Annotated in this window: 13 protein-coding genes and 1 tRNA gene; 5 read left to right on the plus strand and 9 right to left on the minus strand. The window is 61.4% G+C overall.

Annotated features, from left to right (window positions below; genetic code table 11):
* Positions 1-14: 14 nt before the first annotated feature.
* From JJ896_02670 to JJ896_02685, 4 genes are read right to left on the minus strand one after another with little or no spacing between them, the layout of a single operon-like run.
* A complete protein-coding gene (locus tag JJ896_02670; GenBank protein ID MBO6778535.1) occupies positions 15-485 on the minus strand; it encodes a T9SS type A sorting domain-containing protein in 471 nt (156 codons plus the stop codon).
* Entirely contained in the window at positions 485-2599 is a 2115-nt protein-coding gene (locus JJ896_02675; GenBank protein ID MBO6778536.1) for a hypothetical protein, read from the minus strand. The genes JJ896_02670 and JJ896_02675 overlap by 1 nt, the downstream gene beginning before the upstream one ends.
* A gap of 1 nt (position 2600) precedes the next feature.
* Positions 2601-9503, minus strand: coding sequence for a T9SS type A sorting domain-containing protein (locus JJ896_02680; protein ID MBO6778537.1), 6903 nt, complete (start codon positions 9501-9503; stop codon positions 2601-2603).
* 22 nt (positions 9504-9525) lie between these two features.
* Positions 9526-11964 (minus strand): tandem-95 repeat protein, encoded by a 2439-nt coding sequence (locus JJ896_02685; protein ID MBO6778538.1) that lies wholly within the window; start codon positions 11962-11964, stop codon positions 9526-9528.
* Between the two features lie 312 nt (positions 11965-12276).
* Here JJ896_02685 and JJ896_02690 point away from each other — a divergent pair.
* Positions 12277-12349, plus strand: a tRNA-Ile gene (locus JJ896_02690).
* Between the two features lie 392 nt (positions 12350-12741).
* On the opposite strand, the gene JJ896_02695 is transcribed toward JJ896_02690, so the two are convergent.
* Positions 12742-13365, minus strand: coding sequence for a hypothetical protein (locus tag JJ896_02695; GenBank protein MBO6778539.1), 624 nt, complete (start codon positions 13363-13365; stop codon positions 12742-12744).
* Between the two features lie 498 nt (positions 13366-13863).
* Between JJ896_02695 and JJ896_02700 the strand changes: the two genes are divergently transcribed.
* On the plus strand, positions 13864-14760 hold the full coding sequence (locus JJ896_02700; protein ID MBO6778540.1) for a hypothetical protein: 897 nt from the start codon (positions 13864-13866) through the stop codon (positions 14758-14760).
* Between the two features lie 10 nt (positions 14761-14770).
* Here the strand turns inward: JJ896_02700 and JJ896_02705 are convergent, their stop codons facing one another.
* On the minus strand, positions 14771-15817 hold the full coding sequence (locus JJ896_02705) for a GIY-YIG nuclease family protein (GenBank protein MBO6778541.1): 1047 nt from the start codon (positions 15815-15817) through the stop codon (positions 14771-14773).
* 154 nt (positions 15818-15971) lie between these two features.
* Between JJ896_02705 and JJ896_02710 the strand changes: the two genes are divergently transcribed.
* Positions 15972-16298: a helix-turn-helix domain-containing protein gene (locus JJ896_02710; protein MBO6778542.1), complete on the plus strand. Its 327-nt coding sequence runs from the start codon at positions 15972-15974 to the stop codon at positions 16296-16298.
* 1334 nt (positions 16299-17632) lie between these two features.
* Complete coding sequence (locus JJ896_02715; protein MBO6778543.1) at positions 17633-18904, plus strand: hypothetical protein; 1272 nt, start codon at positions 17633-17635, stop codon at positions 18902-18904.
* Here JJ896_02715 and JJ896_02720 read toward each other — a convergent pair.
* Entirely contained in the window at positions 18891-19457 is a 567-nt protein-coding gene (locus tag JJ896_02720; GenBank protein MBO6778544.1) for a hypothetical protein, read from the minus strand. The genes JJ896_02715 and JJ896_02720 overlap by 14 nt on opposite strands.
* 1310 nt (positions 19458-20767) lie before the next feature.
* Entirely contained in the window at positions 20768-21178 is a 411-nt protein-coding gene (locus tag JJ896_02725) for a hypothetical protein (protein MBO6778545.1), read from the minus strand.
* A gap of 84 nt (positions 21179-21262) precedes the next feature.
* On the opposite strand from JJ896_02725, the gene JJ896_02730 reads away from it, so the two are divergent.
* Positions 21263-21745 (plus strand): hypothetical protein, encoded by a 483-nt coding sequence (locus JJ896_02730; GenBank protein ID MBO6778546.1) that lies wholly within the window; start codon positions 21263-21265, stop codon positions 21743-21745.
* 92 nt (positions 21746-21837) lie between these two features.
* On the opposite strand, the gene JJ896_02735 is transcribed toward JJ896_02730, so the two are convergent.
* Entirely contained in the window at positions 21838-23019 is a 1182-nt protein-coding gene (locus tag JJ896_02735) for a tyrosine-type recombinase/integrase (protein ID MBO6778547.1), read from the minus strand.
* Positions 23020-23233 lie beyond the last annotated feature (214 nt).

A 23233-nucleotide genomic window follows, 5' to 3' on the forward strand; every position in this document is an offset into this window, starting at 1 on the left:
CGCCAGCCGCGCGGCTAGCGTACGAGCACCACGGGGCGGGTTTCGACCACCTGCCCGGCACTGATCCTCACGAAGTAGGCACCGGCAGGAGTTCCATTCGGGCGCCAGGTGGCCACGTGTCGTCCGGCCGGAAGCGATTCGGAAAGCGGAGTGGCGACTCGACGACCCAGCACGTCGAACACCGTGACGGTAACAAACAGGTCGGAAGGCAGCGCCAACTCCAGCCTGACCCGGTCGTGGCTCGGGTTTGGCCAGGCGGTCGACACGGTCACTGCGAGTGGCAGTTCGGGCGGCTCATCGGTTGCCAGCAGCAGGTCCTGCCGGCGAAGCGCGGCCATCCCGAACGAGGCGACCGGTGCGCCTACCACGGAGCGCAATCGCCAACTTCCCACCGTCGTCTGGCTGGAATGCGCAACCGGGCTCCACTGGGCCGCAGCGGCTCCCACCACACAGGTGGACACTATCAGCGCGGCGACCAGCCGCATCAGCGGCGAAATTCAAGGCCGGGGCGCCCCAGGAGGTCGATTGGAACTGCACGGCGGGGGCGCATTCCCCTCTGGGAGGGAAGTCCGTAGGCACTCGGGTGAAGGAATAGACCGCGTGATTCCGGCGCCTTGTCCCGCTCAACGATGAACCGGTTCTCCTGCGCCCACCGGTCCTGCCGAACGCCGGTGACCTGCCACGACACCTTGACCGACGGCTTGTCGGTCTGAATGACGAACTGGAGATCCTGCATCTCCTCCGCAACGATGGCCTGGGCAAACTGACCGATGACCGTCAGCTGGTAGCGGATGTCCTTGTTGAGCGCTTCGAACCAGTCAGGCATGGTGACCGTGGCGAAGCCATCCGCGTCCGTCTCGACCGTTCCGGTGTAGATATTCATCATGTCCGGGCTCTCCACGAAGCTGTGCGCCAGCAGCTTGTTTTCCGGGTCCAGCGGATGGTCGATGAGAAAGATGCCTCCGGCCTTGATCAGGCTGTCGAAAACACCCGAGCCACTCACGATCAGGTCGCTGTCCGAGTACGTCTTGCCCTCAAACCAGCCTGCGAATCCCTGTCCGCTGGCCTTTCCATACACGCCGATCCCCGCGTCGGATTTGGTCTCGCCGAACACGCCGAAATTCCGGCCACTGGTCGTGTCGGCAACGCCATACACACCCGTTCCCTCGGGAGATTTCGAACTCCCATAGACACCGAAGTTTGCGCCTTCGGTGGTGTCGGCTTCTCCATAGACGCCGATCCCGATCGGTGTCGAGGCGCGTCCCCAGACTCCGTACGCATCACCGTCGGTGGTGTCGGCCACGCCAAACACCCCAATTCTCGGCGCTACGCCATGCACACCGAAGCCATCTGGCGACAGCGCTTTTCCATAGACTCCGGCAACGTCCGGCCGCTCCAGGTCGCGGCTGGACCCGTATACCCCGTACACGTCCGCCTGCCCATAGACCCCATAGGTCGGGGCGAGGCCGTGCACGCCTCGACCGTCCAGGGAAATGGCGGATCCGTAAACGCCGTGACTCCGACCGGAAGGCGCCAGAGCGATGCCCCGAACCCCGAAAGTCGGTGCCCGTCCCTGCACACCGAACCCGGCGTATGACGCGGCCTCACCGAATACACCACTCGCTTGCCCTGCGGATGACAGTGCCGTCCCGTGAACACCGGCGCCGTCCACGGAAGGCGTGCGGCCCTCGACACCCTTGCTGACATCGGTGGTGGAAGACGCGATTCCCAGCAGACCGAGTCGTGGGCCAAGGCCTTCCACGCCGGCACCATCCTCCGACATCGATCTCCCGCGCACGCCCACTCCGAAGCCGGCGCGCAGGGTGGAGAGTCCCAGCAATCCGAGCGAGGGCGACTGCCCATAGGCACCAATGCCCTCCAGAGACGCCGCCTCGGCAAGCAGGCCATAGGTAAGCCCGGTCTTCGCGTTTGCGTATGCCTGCAGACCACGACCCTCGGTACTGCGTGAGAGACCATACACCCCCACGGCCGGGCCGGCGGCTGCCTCAGCAAGGCCGTACACACCTCGCCCGTCCTGCGCGGAGGCCTGTCCCAGCACACCCACCTCGGAAGAAACACCGCCGCAATCGTCGCCAGAGCAGCCGGGGTCCTGAGTCAGGCCTGCCCCTGAAATAACGATCTGATTCTGGTCGGTGGTAACGCGGATGCCCTCGGCACCTACGAGTTCGACCTCATCCTGCAGACCATTCAGTGTGGTAACCGCGACGCCCTGTGTGATTGCGCCGGCCGTCAAGCTGTACGGCGTTGCAGCGAGCGGCAGGCGTTCGGATTCCGGTTCCTCACCGGGCTCGATGGTCAGATAGTACTGCCGGTCGAAAAGCAGATCGAGCTCCTCGACCGTTCCAAGCAGCGCAGAAAACAAACCGGTCGACACGACGACTGTCTGGGTCTCCGTCCACCTGGACTCGCCCTCGCTGGGGTGGTCATACAGCCGGAATGTGACGTCGTAGCGGCCGTCCGGCACGGGCTGCCCGAGTTGATCGGTCAGGTAGCCCTGGTATCCGACGGTGCGGGGCACCTGCGCAAGCGCGCTTGAGGCAATCAGCCCCGCGGCGAGGAAAAGACCGAGTCGAGCCATCTTATCTCACAATCGTCATCGTGCCGGAGGCAGCCTGAAGCGTGCTTCCCCGCTGGACCTGCACGCGGTACATGTAGGTCCCCGATGCCAAAGCTGAACCGTCCAGGCCAATTGCACGGGCGTAACCGGCCTCGACCATGGCTTCGCGATGGGTCAGGACCACCCTGCCCAGAACATCAACGACAGTCACCACCACGGAGCCGGCCTCCGGCATGTCGACGCTGATCCGGGTCGCTGGATTGAAGGGGTTCGGGTAGTTGCCGTGCAGCGCAAAGGCCGCGGGCAAGTCCGTCGCCTCGGCCGAGGTACTCACCGATCCGAGCTCGGTGGCAATCTGCTCGTTGATAAACCCTTCCCCGCGGAACACGGCGGTGCCCGAGGTGCCGGTCAACTGGAATTTCAGCGTCACGTAGGCACCCGGATCCGAGATCGCTGTGGGACCGGCGATGGCCATCGAAAACACGCCCGAGGGAGTAAGGCTCTGTTCGGAGACCCATCCAAACGGCAAGTCCGTATTGGCCGACAGAAAGGTCACCTGGGCAGGGTCCAGCTCTGCCACGAACTGGAATGCAAAGACATCCCGGACATCACCGCTCAGCGTGACGGGGACAGAGATCTGATCACCACCCTCAGCCACGGCCTCCGCGAAGCTGAGCACACCGCTCCCGGTCGCTTCGAGCTCCGCCGTGCAGCCCGGCTCCACGTTGAAGCAGCTGATAAAGCCCGTGTGATGCTGAAGGATGCGAGCAGCATCGAATGCCGTGAGCGACGCGCCCGTGACGTTGAGCGTCTCGAGCTGCACCGAGGTCAACGGATCGGGCTGCTGCCGGATCTGCCCGACGTTGTGCTGCAGTGCCAACCGCGCGTCGAGCGCGGAGACCGCATCGTCCACGTTGCCGTCACCCCAGCGCGGAAGCGGCACGACCTCGAATTCGTCGATAGCCTCATTGCCAAGACCGTCTCTTGCCGTGACCCGCACCAGGACCGGAACGCCTTCCCGGCTTCCCTGAAGGGTCAGAATCGAGAGCTCCTGCTGGTCCACAGCTGCGAGCACCATGGCGTCATCCGAGGACGAAACCGAGAATGTGAGAGCGGATGTGGAACCCGAAAACACCGAGGTCAGGTCTGTCGTGATGGCGGGCTGGCCGACCCTCAGGTTGACATCGGCAAGCGCATCCGAGACAAACACCGCGGCTGTCACGATGACGGGAATCTCTACCCGTGCCACCGCACCGTCTGCGTCCGTGACATCCACGGTGACTGTTGTCGTTCCCTCGCCGACTGCCGTCACGGTCAGCACGTCACCGTTCATCTCCGCAGTAGCCACGGCCACGTTGCCCACGGTAACCACGTAGGTGTACGGCGTTGCTCCGCCCTGCACGACGGTCGAGAGATCAAGCTGCGCGGAGCCACCGATATGCTGTACGACGGGCTGCACGGCAGAGACCACAAAGCCCACATTGACTCGAACCACGATGGTGCGCGTATTCCCCAGGGCGTCGGTTGCGGTGACGTTGACGTCCGCAAATCCCTTCGAAACCCCTGAAATCGTAAGCTCACCGCCCGACTCACTCGCGGTTGCGATCGCGGCATTGGAAACGCCGACGGTATAGGTGAACACATCACCGGGGTTGCCGCCACTGAATACGCCACCGTCCAGCGTGAACCGGGCCGATTCCCCAACCTGCATGTTGACGGCGCCCGGATGCGTCACGGTAATGGTGGACTCCAATCCGAGCGTGAACAGCGCGCCGGGACTCATGTCGAAGTCGCCGATACTGGAACGGGCGACGACGACAGGGTCGGTCGGCGAAAGCTGATAATTCCCGTAGGTATCCGGTGCGCCCAGCAATTCCCACGCAGAGGTCGCGGGCGCCTCGCGTCGGATCCCGACCACACGATCAATCTGTTCGGCCGCGAAGTCGGCGTATCCCCCGGCCCGCATCTCCACATCGTAGTCGATCAACGGAAGCAGCACGTTGGCGGCCACCGTCCAGTGGAAGTCGGGGTACCGGGTCACCGTCAGCGCATTGCCGGCCGGATCCGTCGTCGCGATCGGCAGCCCGGACTCTCCACCCGGGCTGGACTCTACGTGCGTCGCTGTCAGCAGAATACCCGTGCGTCCCGTACCACCAACCTGGGAAGGATCATTCAGGGTGAGCGCCAGAGACCGGGGCGCATCGCACCCGAGACCGCAGAAGGGGTACTCCATCCGGCTGCTTACCGGCGGGAATCCCGGAATGTTGGCATTGACCACCTCCTTCGAAATCGGACCGATCGCTCCGCCCCGGACCATGACAAAGCCCTGATTGTCGGAGTCGGTATGAAAGAGGGTCAGTCCGGCATCGGTGACGTCGAGGGCACCCTGCACAAAGCGTACGCGCTCAGTGGGGGCATCCATTTCCAGGTGACCGCCAGTCACCGTTACACCCGCCGTGTTGTCAACGGACAGCAGGAAGCCGGTGGGCGATGCCGTCGTGCCCGGTGAAAACGCTCCGGCAAGCGTGACCAGCTGCGGCTTGTCGCCCGCAAATTCCAGCACGCCGGTTGATCCGGGCGCACCCTGGGTGTTGGAGAGACTCGCCGCACCCGAGAGCGTGAGATCACCGGTCACCCTGAGGGCGTGATCGCCAGCCAGGTCCAGGTCCACCCCTTCCACGGTGACGTGCTGCGCGGTGTGGTCGCCGCCCAGGTCGACGGAGCTCCTCAGAATCAGGCGCGCCACCTCTACGGAAGCCGGCCACTCGCGAAGCGTGGTGCCCGGACTGGCGACGGGTCCATCGTACACGAGGGTAATCGGACCGTCGGACGAGTAGGCCTCGGTCAGCGGATCCTGGATACCGACGAGCACGGAGCCGCCCGACGCTACGTTCAAGGAAGCCACAGACGTGGCATCCTGCACGCTGGCATCGAGGCGTGCATTCAGGTCTACGGTTTGAAACGTCGGGCGCGCGCCGGCTGCCAGCACCAGATTTGCGTTTACGTCCAGCAAGCCGCCACTCAGCGCCAACTCCGTCCCGGTAAGGACGGCGCGGTCATACACGTTGTTGACGAGCGCACCGAAAGTCGGCGTGTCGAGAAGGGCGCCGAGGATGCGATGAATCGTGGCACCATCCCCAAGCGTCAGGGCGGGAGACAGCGTGTCGTCAAATTCAATCGCACCACCCTGCAGGGTCAGCGTGCCTGTGACGGTAATGCCGTCTCCTGCAGCGATGGAGATGCCGTCGTTCAGGTCAGCGGCCTCGCCGCCTGCCACGCGCAACGTCACGTTCGGTATGGTCAGGTCACCGCCGCCTGTGGCCACCGGAATGAACGACCCGTCTGTATTGTCGTCAAAGATCACGCGGCCGGACCCGGTCACAGCGCCGTCATGGTAGGTTAACGCCGGAGCGGCACCGGGCAGATTGGCGTTCAGATTGAGGTCATGCACGCCCAGATTCAGCGTTCCGCGGCGCAGGACGAAGTCTCGCGCCACAAACAGCGTGCGCCGGTCGCCGTTGTCAGAAGCCAGGAGCGTGGTGGTCGCCGAGTTGATCTCAAGGCTTGTCACCTGCATGTCTCCTTCGAGCGTCAGTGTCGTTCCAACGGTCTCGAGGATGCCCGCCATGGTCAGGCTGCTCGCGAACCAGGCGTCTCCGGCGATCACGGTCCTGAACGGCCCGGCAATATTGGCGTCGGCGTCCAGCCAACGCTCAATCCGCCAATCCGAAGCAAGCGTTATGGGAGCTCGGACGCGAACCCTGGGAATCGAGCGTCCGGACACATCCAGCAGGACGGCACCCGACAGATCCAGATGCCCTCCGGCCGCCTGGTAGGCAATGCCGGTCACTCCCGGCACCGCGGTGAAGGAAGAGCCGTCGGTCTCCATGACAAGCCTGGAGTCGGCCATGTTGACCAGCCCCGCAGTGTGGAGCACCGATCCCTGGACGGTTAGATCCGTGGTGAGGGTGAGCGTCTGTCCCCCCATCACCAGATTGCCCGTGACCACCCCGTTGTTCGTGTCGCTCCCCTCAACCGCGGCGAGGCCGAGGGCAAGCTCGGAACCGGCATCCAGGGTCAAGTCGCCCCGAATGGCATGCACCTGAACCAGGTTGACACCGGTGGCCCGGACCGTCAATCCGGGCAATTCGCCGACGCCCAGCCCCGCAACCGTGCCGTCACTCGCCGGTCCTTCGATGCGGGCGTTGGTACCGGAGACAATCACAGGAGAAGTCAACTGCACCGCGCCGTGCAGCAGGTGCACCGAGTCGCTTCCGGCGAGATTGAGGACGTCCGAGCCCGTGAGCGTTCCCCCGTCTGAAATCGCGACGGCGCCCCCAATCAGGAACCCCAGACCGGCCGACAGATCCAGCGTTGCATCCGGTAGCACCTCGATGTTCTCCGCGATAGATATGAGGGTGGCCGCTCCCCAGGAGCCGGGGTCTACCACGCGGACCACGCCGCCCGAGGTGGCGACCGTGAGGCTATTTATGCCGGAAGCCGAGAATTCCCGTGCCACATCAACCGGCCCGGAGATGTCGCCCGAATAGAGGAGGTCGTAGGTGCCTGCCAGCGAGCCTCCGCCTACGGAATCGACGATTTCCGTGGCGGTGCCCGCCATGTTTCGTTCGATGCGCGCAGGAGGCGCGCCCAGGGTGAGCACGTTGCCAGCGAGATCGAGTCCGCCGTCGAACAACTGCAGCTTGTTCGTCACGGTCATGTCGCTGGCCAGCGCAAGCGGCGACGGAGTGTCGTCTCCGTTGTTGACGGTCAGGTTGGTGACCTGGCCCATGCCAGAGAGCTCCTGGTCGTTGGCCTTGAAGGTCAGGGCACCCGTTACCCGGCTGGCTAGCACGGTGCCGTCCACCTGGGCCCGACCATCCACGCTGGACAGGCGGATCAGCTTGTCGGTCACGTCCACGGTTGCGTCGGCCGAGACCATCAACACCGACAGCACGTCCACGCTCTGCAGCATGGTGAGCGTGTGGGTTGGGCCAGCCACCATTAGGCGATCTACCTGACGATTGGTGCCCGGTGTCCAGGTCGCGTCGTCGGTCAGCTCAAAAGAAAGGGTCGCCCCCGGACCAGCGGCCGAAAACGCACCTCCCTGGCTGTCGTCGAATGAGCCTCGCACCACCAGGGTGTTGGATTCGGCAACCCTGAGATCTCCTCCTGAGCGGATCTGCACGCCGCCCGCCGCGACGCCCGGGTCAGGGGACGCGCCCAGGCTGATCTCGGTCAGCCCATCGACCACGAGATTCCCGCCGACGTCGGTGCCGGCGGCCCCTGGTCCGAAGGAATTGCTTCCTGTCAGCTCGAGGTTGCCAGCCACGGCGAGCGCGGAGGTGATGGCGCCTGACCCCGACACAACCAGATTCCCGCCCACAGTCAGGCTGGCGGCCAGGTTGCCGTTTCCGGAGATGGTGAGGTTGCCTTCAACATTCGCCATGCCGACGGCCCCATCGCCCGAAACAACCACCGATCCATCTGCGCCCGAAACCAGGCCGATCTCCGTAAAGTCGCCGTTGGAGGTCAACTCAACGGTGAGGCTGGGGCCTACCTCGATGGTCCCGGCATTGTTGACGTCCCCATCGATGCCAGCGTTGCCGTTAAACACGATGCGTTGCCCGGACGCGTTGATCAGGGCACCTTCGATGGTTGCATCGTCATAGAACTCCACCCGGCCGAGCACATTGTTGATCGAGTTCGGCGAAAGTCCTGGTGCCACCGCCGCGTGGATGACGGCGGCCGCATGGAATTCCACTCGCGCGTCCGCGTGTGTGTTGTAGACATGCTCCACCTGAGCCGAGCCGCGCACAATGACTTCGCCGCGGTTCTGGAAAATGGCCACATCGACGTCATTGACCTGTGTCGTGGCCTCGTTGGTGGTCGGCACGGCCACCGAGCGGATCTCCTCACGGACCGTGACCGAGCCGCCGACTCCGTTCACGAGAAGTCGCATCTGGTCCAGTCCGGGGTTGGGTCCCGCGACGCCGCTGAAGACCACGTTGCCCAACGCCATGGTGCCGCCCGCGGCGTTATCAATGGCCGGCTTTGCGACCTCATCGTTGGTATTGGCCGTGAACGACAGCGTGCCGAGCACCGAAAGAGTGCCTCCCGATTCGGCGTTGACCAGGTGGTTGTCGAAGAGCTCGAGATCCGTAAACGTCAGGTCTCCGGTGGCGCCATCGGACCGGCGGGCGTCCCCCCGGCTGGAGACGGTGGAGAAGAGGGTGACGTCCACGGAAGTGCCGGGGGCGACCGTCAATCCGCTCAACGAGATGGGATTCGGGAAGTCGAGAGACCCGGAGGCCTGGTCGATGGTTATCGTTCCGGAGCCCAGGTCGGCCGGCAACTCCAGGCCCGCGGTAGTCGACTGGCCCGGATCGTCGTCGTTGTAGACGACGAAAGTATTGGCACCGAATGATGGTGCATTGCCGCGGATCGCCCCGTGCTCCCTGGTAATCGTGACCCCGTCCGGCAGCACGAGATCGCCTGGCGAAATCACTGTCAGATCGCCGCCCCGGAGAATGAGATTGCCTCCGGCACCCACGGCAAGGGCGTTCGCTCCGCCGGAAACCGTGATGTCCTGCATCACGACCAGGTCTCCGGAGATGGTCGCGATCACCTCGGAGCCAAGCGCCTCGATACGAAACGTGACCGCCTTGTCCACCGTCAGCAGCCCTCCAGAGGGGCCGTAGGTGCCCGCTTCCACAAAGATCACATCCCCGGTCGTCGCGGCGTCCAAGGCTCCTTCAAGTGTCTGCTTGGGGCCGACACCTCCGCCGAGCACCTCGAAGCGGCTCCCGTCAAACGCGTCGTCTCCATTGGTGGAGGAAACGTAAATGTCCGCAGCCGCCGCCGGCAGCACGACGGCAATGGCGAAGGAGATACTCAGTACCAGGAATCGGAAACAAGAATGCATTGTCCAGCTCCAGAAGGAGACGCTACTTGATCAACAGAATTGGTTTGGTCAGACGGCGCTCGGCGGCGTCGAAGACCAGCAGGTAAGCCCCCGCGCCGAGCGAGGAGAGATCCAGGTTGAGGTAGTGGGTACCGGCCGCCAGATAGCCGTCATGGATCCGGGCTACCGACCGCCCGAGGAGATCCAGAACACGCACCGACGCCGCGCCGGCGGTCGGCAGTTCCAGCGCCACCCTGCCGATCCCCGAGACCGGCTGCGGCGCGACGCTCACTCCCAGGTCAGCAGGAAGCTCTGAGTCGGACTCGGCGCCCGTGATTGCTCCGCGAAACAGGGTGATTTCAATCGGCGAGGATGTCGTCTCGGCCTCGCCGTCCGACACTTCGAGCCACTGGAAGCCCTGGACTACGCTTCCCCGGTCGATTCCGCCGGCAGTAAGCGCGGCGCCCAGTTCTCCCACCGTGGTTTCGAACGATGTGCTGGTGAGCCAGGGGGACGCGAACAGCACCTTAAGCACGTCGTCAGCCACCACCCAGCGGTACTCGACCGGGTCGCCTTCCGGATCCAAAGCCCGGGCCCAGCGAATTTCGATTGCTCCGCTCGGATCTCCACTCAGGATCAGCGTCGCGCCCGGGCCTGGGGCCACCACCTGTCCGGGATGCGGGGGGTCGTTCACCGGCAAGACCTGGACCGAGACGGTTCCAACAACGCTCGCATTGCCATCCGTGGCCACGTAGGTGAAGGAGTCCTGCCCATGGAAGTCCTTTGCCGGCGTGTACTGAAATCCGCCGTCCGCATCGATAATCAGCGAGCCATGTGACGGACGCGATTCCAGCGACGTTGATAGCGGTTGTCCGTCAGGGTCTGTGTCGTTGGCCAGCACCCCCGATGCTGCGGAGACCTCCAGCACCTGATCTTCGCGCGTTGCGTACGAGTCGGCCTGCGTTACCGGGGCCTGGTTGACGCCGCCGATGGTTATGAGAATCTCGGCCGGAGTGCTGTACAGTTGACCGTCGAACACGCGGTAGGCGACAACATCCTCGCCCGAGCTACCCGCGGTTGCCGTGTAGGTAGCCAGGTTTCCGGCCAACTGAAGTGAGCCCTTCTGTGGTCCGGGGGCCTGAACGAAGTAGCTCAGGGCGTCTCCATCTACGTCCGAGGCCGTCAGTGTAAGCGTGACAGACTCTCCTGCGGCGACCGAGGCCTGAGCAGCGCTGGCCACAGGCGCATCATTGACCGGGGCAATGATTAGTCTCACCGAGACGGCCGGGGACTCCGTATTTGCGTCAGTGGCCCTATATGTGAACCCGTCCTCGCCGTGAAAGTCGGGCTGGGGCTGGTACTCGAACGAACCATCCGGATTCAGAACGAGGGCGCCGAATAGTGGTCTGTCCAGCAGCTGGGCCGTCAGGGCGTCCCCATCCACGTCGGTGTCGTTGGCCAGGACACCCTCGCCGGCGCTTACGAGGAGAGCGGTGTCTTCATCCAGCGTGTAGGCGTCGACAGAGGCAGCGGGCCCATCGTTCAAGCCACCGACTGTGATTGCGATGCGGGCTTCGGGGGCGTCTTCGACTCCGTCACTCGCTACGTAGCGGACTTCATCCTGGCCCTCGAAGTCCGCGTTCGGCGTGTACGAAAAGACCGCCCCGGCGAATGAGGCTTGCCCGGAGGAGGGCTGTCCCGTCACCCGGTAGGAAACGGACTCCCCCTCGACATCCTGGGAGGGGAAGGTCAGGGTCGCCGTCTGGTCCTCCTGCACGGCCAGGGAGGTGTCGGGGGCGAGGGGCAGGTCATTTACCGCAACCACATCGATCGAGACGTCGGTGGTGTCGGTAGTGCGGGTATCATCTTTGCCTACGTAGCGAAAGAGGTCGCTCCCGGAAAATTCCGGGTCCGGATCGTAGGTGAAGGTGCCGTCCGCCGACAATGCGAGTGTGCCGTGCTCCGGAGGCGATGCCAGAATGGCTTCGGTCGCGTCCTGGTCGTTGGCAAGGACCGAGCTGCCCACCAGCTGCACATCCTCGGGCGTGGAGTAGGAGTCGGGAGTCGCGGTGGGCGCCGGAATCAGCGCTATCACCGTAATGGAGGAAGGCGCCCCGAACGCCGTGAGCACGTTGCCCGTGGCCAGAGAAAAATTGTCTGCCTCGTCGGTCAGGAGAATCGTGAGTACCCAGACGCCGAGAGCGGATTCCTCTGGAAGGACGAGCACGCACTCATAGGTCCCATCGAACTCGTCTCCATCCGTCAGTTCACCGACGCACGTTTCCTGTGTGGCGAATACCGGATTCACTGCCAGGCCCGTGACCAACTTCACGCCGGTGCCCGAGTCCGACACGCCCGCGGTGATCGTAACCTCGACAGGACCGGCCAGCACATCGGCCGTCGACGGATCGACCGAATAGGAGGTCAGGACCGGAGGCAGAATGTCCGTGTTTTGCCCGGAAGCCGTGCCCAGCACCAGCATGCCCACGAGCAGGAATATTGCCCGAGCGCTCCCCGGCCTGGGAAGTCGGATCGAAAAACTCAAAACTGTTAAGAAAAGGACCCGCCGGAGGCAGGGGAAGCAACGATTCAGTCGGGGCCCAGAGCAATAATTCGGAGTGGACCTCGCTATCCAGAGGGCCGCTTCGAAGGGCCGGATAGTAACGGACACAGGCGAACCGGACCAGTGACAAGTCAGTGCACCGCAGTTGTTCGCGCGTTCTTGTCCTGCGAGCCGACATCCGCCGATGCTTCGCTTGGATCATCCCGGCCCGCGCCGTTGTTTTCGGCGCGAGGGCCCGTAGCTCAGCGGTTAGAGCAGTCGACTCATAATCGATTGGTCGTAGGTTCGAACCCTACCGGGCCCACATCAATACCATGTAAGCAAATAAGCGGCAGGGACTTACGTTTTCACGGGACAACAAACCCCTCCCCTACACCACGGTTTGTCGTCCCCTCCCGATATGCAGACAGGTCGCGATTCCCTCGCACATGCAGATTAAGGCTGTGGGGTAGGCCAATTAGAGCCGAAAAGCTAGTCGTCGGAACCACGCTTTCGGGGCTTCCACGCATGAAACCACATGGCCCGACCGGCTTTGGCAAAAACCGAAATGTGAACAAAGGCACCCGCCCCCACGCCGAAAACAAGCGGGTCCCATGGACACCTCCCCAGGAGGTGGGCTAGAAACGAGCGGGTCCCATGTCGACCTCCCGAAGGGGCACAAGGAAAAGCAAGGTGCGAACCAGGTTGACAGCGGGATCAAGAGAGGCTGGAATCGACCCAACGTCCGAACGCTTGAGCAACCCAGATAGTGGCCTCGACAATTAACTTGAGATTGCCTTGCATCATTTGATCCTCGACCATGGTCAGACTATTTGGACCCACCCGAAGCGTGGTCGTAACGTCGGGAATCGCGTTGTTGTGGATGATAACGTTGCGAAGTTCTCGGGCATCATCCCACCCATAAAGATCCGCCTGAGTGATCTGTCCGGCGACTTGGGATGCCTCCATGATCTCGGCCAAATAGACACGCTTGCGAACCTTCATGTTGGGCTTTAGCCCGGCCCTCAGGGCCTGCTTTGCCCCGAACTCGCAAGCCGACATCACCGACACAAAGGTGCTGTTGTTCAGCTTCATGATCCGTTCGCCATTCTGGGCCTTCAGAGCCGCTACTTGGTTCGCTGTGAGCCCACCGGCGCTGCGATTCCACATCGTTGTGTAGTGGTCAAGAACCTCCAGACCCATTACAGCGGTGTTGAAGGTTTGGCCCAACACTCCAATCGGTTGCTCGCTGGCTGGCAAGCCGTGCTTGCTGGCGAGTCTATCTCCCTCGTCGCGGGCGACAACGGCGAGCCGTTTGTAGAGGTCTACGACTTCTTGCATATCAGGCGGGCGACTTATTCAAACAGACTGGGTAGCCCGATCTCCTCCACCTGCGGGAACGAGAGCGAGGCACAACCTGCCCTGTGATGGATTGTCCCGAAGTCGACCAGAACGACTGGTAGGTCAATCACGGTGGTACAGGATAGCAAAAGCCGACCCCACTCGGGGCCGGATCCGGCGGTCGGGCAGCTTCTTTGTTGTGGCTGAATCTCCAGAGAGTGAGAAAGGGATCGGCGGGTGGAGGAATAACCGATGCTCCCAGCGGTCTCGATGCTCTGGTGGCGTGCGTCGCTAGGGCGATAAACTCTTTGATGGGCGTGGGATCCCTCATGCCCGGCGAGGCTCCGGTTGCGGCTACGCTGGCCCCCTTCACAGGAGGACAGATTAAGACGGCACCCGCGAAGACGTCAGCGGTCGCATTAACAACCCCCTGCGAGACCACCGGCCTGCCCAGCTGTATACCTTACACCACATCGGAATGACCAATTCATAGAGAGGATGGGCGAGGACACCCTTTACACGCAGGCGCTTGAGGACTTCGGCGAGGCGGGAAGAGACCTGGTCGAAGCCTGGTTGGAGGAAGCGTCTACCATGCTTTCTGAGGGACGCTACGTCCTGTTGGCTCATCTTGAGTCCGACGTGAAGCAGGAGCTGGCAACGATCCGCAAGAGCAGCCGAAGACTGGAGATGCGGACAGCTGCGCTTCAGCTATTAGCGGAGAACATCGAAGGGGTCGCCACCCAGCAGGGTGACCTGGTTGAGTCGGGAGCCACCCATGAAAGCCTGTCATTCGAGACACGAGGCTCTTTTCTCCGGATCGGCTCATCGATGATCTCATCGCTGCGCACGAACGACCGAGACGGAGAGCTTCTGTCAGAGGAGGAACGCCAGATGAAGCTGACCTTCGATGTGAAGATCGGTTCGAGCTGGTCAAGCCTTGTAGATCTCCTTTATGAAAAATCTTTCGCCGAGGAAGAGGCGATGTTCGAGCTTGACGAAGTCGCCGAGCTTGTTGAGCTGCGCCATTCGGTGTTGGCTGAAGTCATCCGCCAATACCGTCGGGACGGTTCAGTACGCTCCGTCGAGGCAGACCCATTTGTCCAACGCCTCAAATCAGAACTTGAGGAGCATCGCGCCGAGAAGGCGCAGATACTACGCCTTCACGCCATCGCTCAAGAGAAAATTAAAAAGCTCCGAGAAGACAAGAAGACCCTGGTAGCGCAAGCCGAGAGACCAGGGCCAGAAGCCCTCCGTAACCTGATGGATCAGTGCAGATTCAGAGGCACGGAGAAGGTGAACTACACCGAATTGGCTCGAAGACTAGGGCGATCAGACAAGACCGCCCGCCGCTGGGTCAGAGAGGCCGGGCTGGAGAGGTACGCGAATCCAGACTGATGGCGCTGCCTTAGTCGATGTGCCCGCTTTCTCGAAGTAGGTCGAAGACCGATGCCCCTGCTTTCAGCTTTCTGGCAACCTCGGTGTATTCAAGCCCGAACTCACGGGCGAAAGCCTTCTTGCTGGCAAACACCTCCTTGGTGTGTTCCACTACGACGGGCTGCGACCAAGGCTTGAGTTCACCGAGCAGCTGGTAGCCCTCCTCCTCAACTAGCGCTAACACGTCTCCGTGCTTAGCCATCCAAGGTCGAGGAGCAAGCCCGAACGCTTCTTCAGCGGTCTCGCCCGCTTCAAGACGTTGGATTACCGCCGAGTACGCAGGAAGTGTTCGATCCGCTGAAAGCTTTCGATAGGCCTCGGCAGCGTTGTCGAAGGTTCTCTGCTCTCCGCCGACCTCGACTTCGACGCTGATTCCTTTCGGCCTCTTAGGTGTGCTTACGGCCTCCCGGATTGTCATCCCGCTTCTAACCCTCGCTGCGATCTGGCGACCGGAAAGCCCGTGGCGATTCAGCTTCTTGTCGGCGGCCAACTCGGTATAAGACCGGTAACGCTTTCTAAAGACCTCGAACTCTCCCTCGGTGTCCTCCCTTGCTCGAAGGGCTTGCTCGCTGGCTTTCTCCAGGCTCAGACCCTTGCCCAGCCAGTGTTGTAGAGTGGAGTAGGAAACCTCAAGCTGACGACAGAGGTCGGCCTTAGAGGAATACGAGAACGCCTCATCTCGAATGGTAATCGTACCAGCTTCTGCCAGATCCCGGCGAGTGCTAGGTGCAGCGACCCTGTTAAGGCCGTTCTCTACTGAGTCGTACTCCTTTATGAAGCGGGTCTCCAAAGCATTCAGCTCCGCCTGCGTGTCGGCTTCCGCGACCTCCTCTACTACGAACCCATCGGGCCCGAAGGCCCGGATTACTTCGTACAGCGCCCCATTGCCCTTGCTGCGCCGCGAGAAATCGCCCGCTGCCCTCACGTGCTCCTTCCAACGATCCTGCGCTCTCTTTACAGTCTGGCCGATGTAGACCCCGTTGATCATGGGGTGGGAAATCTTGTAAATGCAGCCCATTGTGTTGCGGGATTGGCGGTCGAATGAAGGCAAACGCAAGCCTAAACGTCAACCCCTAACTCAATTTGCGAGTGCTGCTGACGAATCATTAGTTCGACATAGTCCGGGATATCCCGGAATCCGGAATGGCACCGGTGTGCCACAGGCGGCGGCCATGTCTAACTCAAACATGGTTGCTGTCATGCAAAACCAGTTTGCGATCCTTTCGACTGAGGATCTCTCTCTCCTCGTTTCCAAGGCGGTTGAGGCAGTCCTCAAGTCCCAGATGCCCCGACTGGCCGAGCGCATCAACTCGCCGGAATACTTCACCCAGGAGGCAGTATGCGCACTGACGGGGTGGTCACGTCGCCAACTACACTACCGCCGGAAGAAGGGATTCATCCCCTACTGCAAACGCGGACGCACTGTGCTCTTTAGAGCCGAGCAGGTGTACGCTTGGATCGAGGAGGGTTACGTACCTGCCGGGAGGTCGCTGTCATGAGCGGTTCCCATCCTCTAATAACAAGCCCCCGTCGTGCAGATAATCTGTCGCTCAGCCCACGACGGTGCAAAGTCGGGACGGACTGGCTGCGCATATCGCTCTGTCAATACGAGATCGACGCAGACCACCCCTTCCGGATTATCCCGGCCGAACACACCACCCCGGCCGCCCTGTTCCAATCGGGGGACACCGTCTATTGGGGCGTTTGTGCCGCACTTCGGCAGCCGGGGTTCTCCGCGAGGATTTTCCGGCCCGCCGGGGCCCCAGCTTCCCTTTTTCAGATTCGAATAGAGGCCGCGTGTCAACTCGACGGCATAAACTTCCCCCTCGCTGATGAGTCGGAACTCCTGCGCGCACTCGCCAACTTGGAGGGAGACTTAGCTGATCTAGGGATTTACACGGACCTGGGCCGCGCGAAGATGAGCCAGCTGGAAGTCGGTCAGGACATGGAGATATCCGGACCGCCTGAGGCCTACCTCGAAGTGATCGCCGACCGACGTGCACCATTCCGGGCCCGCCGCTATTCCCAGGGAAACTGGAGATGCTGGTCGAATCGAGAACGTTCGCTAGCCGTGTATGACAAGTCGCAGGAGATGCGTCGGAGGGGGCGGGATCCGGGGCAGTCGATTCTCCGGTTCGAGACTCGATTGAAAACCCCACGGTCGGTTCACATCCGAGCTGGATTGAAGACCGTATCGGAACTCCGCCAAAAGGGAATTTCCGAGGCGCGCGATCACCACCTCCGACTGGTGGGGAGGTTACTCAAATGAGAATCGTCGATGGACTCAGGGCAGAAATGGAGGAATATCGCCGAGAACACGGGGCCCGATGGGTTTCGGCCTACACGAAGGATATGGGCGCATCAGCCTTGGAAAGCTTGGTCGGTCGGAAAAAACTCCTCGCGACGGCGAGCCAGGTCGGCGGTAGTTCTGCTAGAAGGGCCCTCCAGCAAGCGGTATCTCATGCCAGGAAACGCCGGGAGACGCTCAACCGCACAGCCGTTGGAAATCGAACCCATCGTGCGCTCCTGGTTGAGATGCGGATGAAGTTGCTTGGTTCGGCAAGATGAATTGCACATCGCTCCCGTATGGTCAGCTCATGGTAGCCGGTCTGGGTTGCGGAGGAAAAGCTCGCCCCCCACCCCAGCTATTCGCCAACGACGCTGTTCAAGACTCGGCCTTTTTTGCGTGCCATCTGTTGTACCCTGAGCCGTACCTCCTTACGCCCAAATGAATCCGCGTTCAAACAGCTCTGCGCACCGGAGGCTCGCACGGCGACACAATAACCGGGACACGTAGGTCGAGCATCTGACGCAGCGCCGCCGATCCAGGCCGATGAGTTACAGACCCCCCGATAGCCCCGCTGTTGCGGCCATGATCGCCGCCTCCGCGCTTTTCGCGATCATGGCCCAGTTGGTTCAGGGAGTTGGCGCTGGGGCCTGGTCAGTTCTGGCTCGTGGCACGGTCCCGCTCCTTCTGCTTCTGGTCCTCAGTCCTAGAGCGATCCTTCGTGCCGCGCGGTCGAGGGAAAGGCCGCTTGTTCTGCGCACCACACTCGCAGCCATCACCATTTTGCTCGCGTTCTACGCCCTGGAGCGCTTGCCCACTTCGCTGGTGGCGGCATCGCTAAAGGCAGCACCAGTTTGGCTATTTGTCCTGGCCGTGGTGTCTGGCAGGATTCGACTTGGCCGAAGCAGCCTTTTCCTGATTCCGGTTGTCCTGGGAATCGTGGTACTAGGATGGCCGAACGAGCAGCATGCAGGCATACCGATGGCTGCCGCACTCCTTGCGGGGCTCGTGGCAGGGGTCTCCTACTCAATGCTCGCTCAGGTTCGCCGGGCAATCGCGACCGAGGTCGTCGCACATTTTTCCATTGGCCTGACTGTCGTTGGAGCCGTTAGCATCCTGCTAACTGGTAAGGCTATCCCCTCGGGTTCTTGGCCGACACTATTCGCCATTGGGGCTCTGGCCTATGCTATGCAGTGGCTCGTGGCATTTGCTTTCCGACATGGACGGGGGGAGATCATCTCGTTTGTTGGCTACTTCGGGGTCCTGTTCGCGGCTGCCCTGGATATTTTCGTCGCGGATGTGATCCCAGGCACGGGTCAAGTTGTCGGGGCAGCTCTTCTGCTATCCGGCACGCTTGGTCTTCTAGCCCTAAACCCTAGGCAGATCATGGTCCTGGCCAAGGTGAAGGCTGGTGGATCACTCCAAGAGCTGCGGAGCTTTTCTGGGGCTTTGGGGGAGGCGATTGCCACGGCTGAGGAATCGACCAGTATCCAGATGGGGATCCGAGTCACTGACGCGGTGATCACCGATGCCTGGCTCCGGAGAGCCTACGATGAGAGTAGTCTGGGATCGCACGCTCACGGCGTCCTGATTGCGTTCAACCCAGAGGCCCGGTCGCTTGCTGCAGTCGGTGGCACCGGAATACCCAGGTTCAGATTCGAGCGCGACTTTCGGCACGCGCTGAACCGAGCTTCGAATGCCCATCAGGCTCCTGTGGCTGTCGTGGCGGCGATGACGCAACTCGTGGTCGCACTTTCGCCAGAGTATCCCCCAGACGCGAGTGTGGAGGATCTACCGAATGACGTCATTTTTGGCTAGGTGCCCGGAGGATGGCCTCCGCGATGCGGGCCGCTGCGGAATCTCCGTACTTGTCCAGATCCAGCTGGGCAATGACGAAAGGGATTCCTGGAACCTTAGGCGACGGCAGCGGGCTTACCTCGTAGCCGATATCCTCAAGGAAACGAAGTCGTCGCGACGTTGCGGCTAGGCGTCCCACCAGCGTACGCACTCCCGCGCCGGTAGCGCGCTTCATCAAGGCCAGTCGCAATCGCATAGAAAGGCCTTGACCGCCGTAGTCCTGGTGTGTGGCTCCACGACCAAGCACTCCGAACGGAGCTGGATGGAGCGAGCGATATTTGGGGATACTCAGCGAGTCCGCCAACTGCGCGTGGTCCGCCAAGACCTGCAGTCGCATAGTGGAGACAATCGACCCATTGATTTCGCATACCATCACGAGAGCTGCATCGTCCGAATCGTTCCACAAGGCCCAGCTGTAGTCAGGCTGCCGCAGATTCGTCCCACGCGAATAGGCTCGAACTCTCAGGTCTGATACCTCCGACGCCCGCTCCCGCCCAACCGTAAGAATCTTCATGACTGGGCCGGGACGAATCCCGTTCCAAGTCGATGACGATAAACCGCCGCCGGTCGGCTCTGCCTACGTGGCCGACGTCCCCTTTGGGACGCTAGTTGCCGGGGGGGGGGCAGGAGGTTGGCGTACGATTGGAGGTCAGCCTCAAGTCGCCTAATTGCCGAGTCGCCGTAGACGCGCAGATCCAGTTCGACCAGGACCTTTTCAATGCTTGGGGTGTCTCGCGACTGCAGGGGCATTGCTCGATATCCAAGTTCGCCGAGATACGATAGTCTGCGGGACTGGGCAGCCACGAGTCCGACCAGTGTGTGCACGTTTTGGCTAGCGGCAATCCGCATCAGGTGGAGCCTCAGGTTCATCGAGAGCCCCAATCCCCCGAATCCCCGCTTGGTCGCCCCACGCCCCAGTAGCCCGAAAGGCGGCTCACCACTAGGCCGACAGGCTGGGCCCAAGATCTTAGCTAGGGACGCTTCGTCCGAGACTGTACTCAAGCGCATAGTCGAAACGAGCGCCCCGGTATTCTCAACTGCCAACACCGTCGAAGTGTCATCTGTTGTGTCCCACTCCGCCCACCTGTAGTCACTCGCCTTCGTATGCGCACCCTTGGAGTAGGCTGAGATCCGAAGGCGAGAGATTTCGTCTTTGTGTGATGCGTCGACGCGGATTATCTCCATCTCTATGTCAGGCCCCTGATAGCGGCTTCGACAGCGGGAAGGGATTGCCCACCAAGGTCGCGCACGATTCGGTGAATAGCGGATTGTCCTTGGCGTTCAAGATCAAGGACTACGAAGGTCTTGTCGCTGGTGAAGCCAATGGGATGCTCGCCAGGCATGCTAAACGCCTGATACCCAAGGCCCCGGAGGTAGGCGAGCCGACGCGCATTTCCTGCGACGACCCCGCACAAACACTTAAACCCACGCTGACATGCCTCCACCATAAGCCACACCCGGAGATTCATGGAGAGCCCCCCCCCCGTGAGTGGGACTAGTTGCCGCTCTACCCAGGCACCCAGCGGGAAATCTGAGATCAAGTCCAGTGGTGAGAACGTGTAGTTCGTCGTCGACCCCTGACCGAGTCTCGTGGAAAGTCAGGCGCATCGTGGACACTGGTTGATCTCCATCCCAGATCGCCGCAACCACCGCTTTCTCGTCGATAGAGTCCCATGCAGCCGCTGATGCGTTCCGGACGTTTGCGCCTTGGGAGTAGGCTCGCAATCGAAGTTGCTCAATTGCGCGGTAGTCACTTGTGGTAACGGTTTCCAAACGTAGGGTGTCTCGCATTTCGGCCGCCTGCGTTTCGTCTCCCTGGCCATCTTAGCAAGCACGCTTGCCGACGGCAAGCCAATTGACTCGGTATTGCTTCCTGCTCCAGACCGACCAAAACTGTAAGCGGAAGCCGTCTGCAGTCTTGTATTCCACGGACGCCCCGCCGAACCCCGCCTGCCTAGGGTCTTCGAGTTCATGCGGCATCGCAAAGTGCGAATTCGTGGCCACCACCGAGTACTTCTCGTCGGCGAACCCAAGACCGGCTATGTCCTTGGTCACCCAGTAGAATCGATTTGAGTTACCTGGATGGCCGTATTCACCGGTTGTCAGATCTACTTCGCCCCACACCAAGCGGAGTTCGCCGACGTCGACCGCGCGGGTGTACTCTGGACCTTCCGACCTAAGGTCATCTACCTGAACAAGTTGGCAGATCAGATTCTGGAGTAGTTGGATGTCCATGGGTCCTCGGCGTCTTGTGAGTTCCTCGTCTGCTACGATTATCCTTGCAGTTGCTACGGATTGCGTAACCACCAGAACCAACCAGTGCCACCCGACCTCTTCCGAGACCTTTTCGTTGACCCCGAACTGCTTCCGCAGGTTCAGGAGGGCTGGCTTGAACTCTTCCCAGGAAGCATGTCTGGATACGATTCCAGCTGGAATGCTGGTCCTGCGGGTTCAATCAAGGGCGTGCTTTGGGCGGCCTCCAAATGGTTGCCGAAAGCCAGAATAGGAATCGACCTTAGCGGCTGGAGTTGCAGGGGATGTGGTTACGCAAGCTTTCTAAGCATGCTTTGTCGAGTCCTCGATCACACAAATCGCCCAACCTTTGAGGAGAAGATCCTTCCCTACGTCGAGTCTCTCCGCGACGACCCAGATTTCGCCGTCAATGCGGAAGCAGCCCTGCCGCTTGTTGTACGACTCCATTCGCCAAGCGCCCGCCTACTGGACCAGCTAGAGTACTACCACGAGAGAAAGCGGGTCATGGAATTCGCCATAGGCCTAAGGTGGTGGGGGCAGAGTACCTGAGCGTTCCACGGGCAGCATCGGTCCAACAAGCTCACAGCCCCACTCCATGCCCAGGCAGCGACCCTTGGTGTGCTTGGCGCTCGCTCAGAACGCTAGAAGATCGACTCGACAAGCGCGTCCACAGCATCTTGGTCAAAGCTGCTCAAGTAGCTCTGGGTAATCTGGATATTTGAGTGTCCTAAAGCCTTGCTAATCGCGTACAAGTCCCCTCCTGACACTCTCGCGTGGTCTGCGAAGGAGTGTCGAGCGACGTGCATTGTAAGACCGCCAGATTGCACGCCCGCCGCTTCCGCCACCTTCTTGATGTTTCGGTTTGCAATGACGTTGCGGGAGGAGATCCGCCTCTTGGCGGTTGGCAAGTCTCGTAGGTCCCCAGAGCGCAGGTACGGAAATAGGCAAGGAAAGCCTGCCAAGGGATATCTAGTTGAGATAACGAGTGCCTGTTCAGGTAGCTTTACGCTGACGGGTTGGCCGGTCTTCATCATGCGATAGTGAAGCCTGCCGTCTACCATATTCTCGGGCTTGAGCATGCAGAGGTCGCCGAAGCGAACCCCGCTCGCATAGAAGGAAAACAGGAAGGCATCCCGAGAAATGGCCAGCGCACCGCCCTCGCCCAGCGACAGAGATTCTATCGCGGCGATCTCCTCCCGCTTCAGTCGTCGCTTCTGTACTGGCTCGGCGCTGGGCCGTTGATACCCTCGAAACGGATCGGTGTCCGAGCTTAGGAGACCACGAGCCACCTGTCGCCTATGAAGGCGGCGGAGTCGCTTCAGGTGATTGCGGACGGTGTTGTTGCTATTACCATCGATCTCCCGCAGGAAAGACTCGAATCGCACGAGAGAGGCTGCATCTAGATCCCTCCAGGCGACGAGCTTGCCGAAGCATCGCTCGACCTTATTTCTGAGGACTCCGAAGTGCTTGAGCTCCCAGACCTTGCCCTGCCCCCCCAGGACGTCGCGGAACGCGTCCAGATCGTCGAGTAGCAATCCAGACCCAATCTTGGCAGCCCTCACCACTGCGCGTGCTGTGGGGGCGTCCAGGCCCCTCTCTCGGGCCTCGTTGAGCATTTGCTCAATCTTGCGGTTGTAGGCATCCGCGAGATCGTGGCTGCTGCGAACTCGCGCCCGCCGCTCATTCCACTCTGTAGTCCTTACGGCTATGCCAACGGCGTACTTGCTGGTCTTCCTGTTTACCGTGACCCGGATGTAGATCGGGCAGGTACCGTCTGCCCGCAGCCGATCTTTTCTGATAATGGCCTTGATGGAGGCGGGCATTCGGGGACAACAGTGGGGCAACAAGTATCGAGGCCGAGTGCAACGAGACTGTGCAACTCGTGACTCAACACACGTATTTTAGGTATTTTGAAGCGGTATTGCACAGGGATGCTGCTTTTCGGAACAAGATGTTGTTGTCCTACCGGGCCCACTATGGGGCAGCCCTGTTTGCCGAAGGCCGGCAGGGCTGTGCCATATCATGCCGGTCGGGTTC

This window comes from Rhodothermales bacterium (assembly GCA_017643395.1).
GTDB lineage: Bacteria > Bacteroidota > Rhodothermia > Rhodothermales > UBA10348 > JABDJZ01.

Bases quoted from the DNA above. Each gene is read 5' to 3' on its own strand.
- JJ896_02680 (MBO6778537.1), bottom strand. From the start codon at position 9,503: ATGCATTCTTGTTTCCGATTCCTGGTACTGAGTATCTCCTTCGCCATT.
- JJ896_02695 (MBO6778539.1), bottom strand. From the start codon at position 13,365: ATGCAAGAAGTCGTAGACCTCTACAAACGGCTCGCCGTTGTCGCCCGC.
- JJ896_02735 (MBO6778547.1), bottom strand. From the start codon at position 23,019: ATGCCCGCCTCCATCAAGGCCATTATCAGAAAAGATCGGCTGCGGGCA.
- JJ896_02675 (MBO6778536.1), bottom strand. From the start codon at position 2,599: ATGGCTCGACTCGGTCTTTTCCTCGCCGCGGGGCTGATTGCCTCAAGC.
- JJ896_02710 (MBO6778542.1), top strand. From the start codon at position 15,972: ATGTCTAACTCAAACATGGTTGCTGTCATGCAAAACCAGTTTGCGATC.
- JJ896_02715 (MBO6778543.1), top strand. From the start codon at position 17,633: ATGAGTTACAGACCCCCCGATAGCCCCGCTGTTGCGGCCATGATCGCC.
- JJ896_02720 (MBO6778544.1), bottom strand. From the start codon at position 19,457: ATGAAGATTCTTACGGTTGGGCGGGAGCGGGCGTCGGAGGTATCAGAC.
- JJ896_02725 (MBO6778545.1), bottom strand. From the start codon at position 21,178: ATGGACATCCAACTACTCCAGAATCTGATCTGCCAACTTGTTCAGGTA.
- JJ896_02685 (MBO6778538.1), bottom strand. From the start codon at position 11,964: ATGCTGGTGCTGGGCACGGCTTCCGGGCAAAACACGGACATTCTGCCT.
- JJ896_02670 (MBO6778535.1), bottom strand. From the start codon at position 485: ATGCGGCTGGTCGCCGCGCTGATAGTGTCCACCTGTGTGGTGGGAGCC.
- JJ896_02705 (MBO6778541.1), bottom strand. From the start codon at position 15,817: ATGGGCTGCATTTACAAGATTTCCCACCCCATGATCAACGGGGTCTAC.
- JJ896_02700 (MBO6778540.1), top strand. From the start codon at position 13,864: ATGGGCGAGGACACCCTTTACACGCAGGCGCTTGAGGACTTCGGCGAG.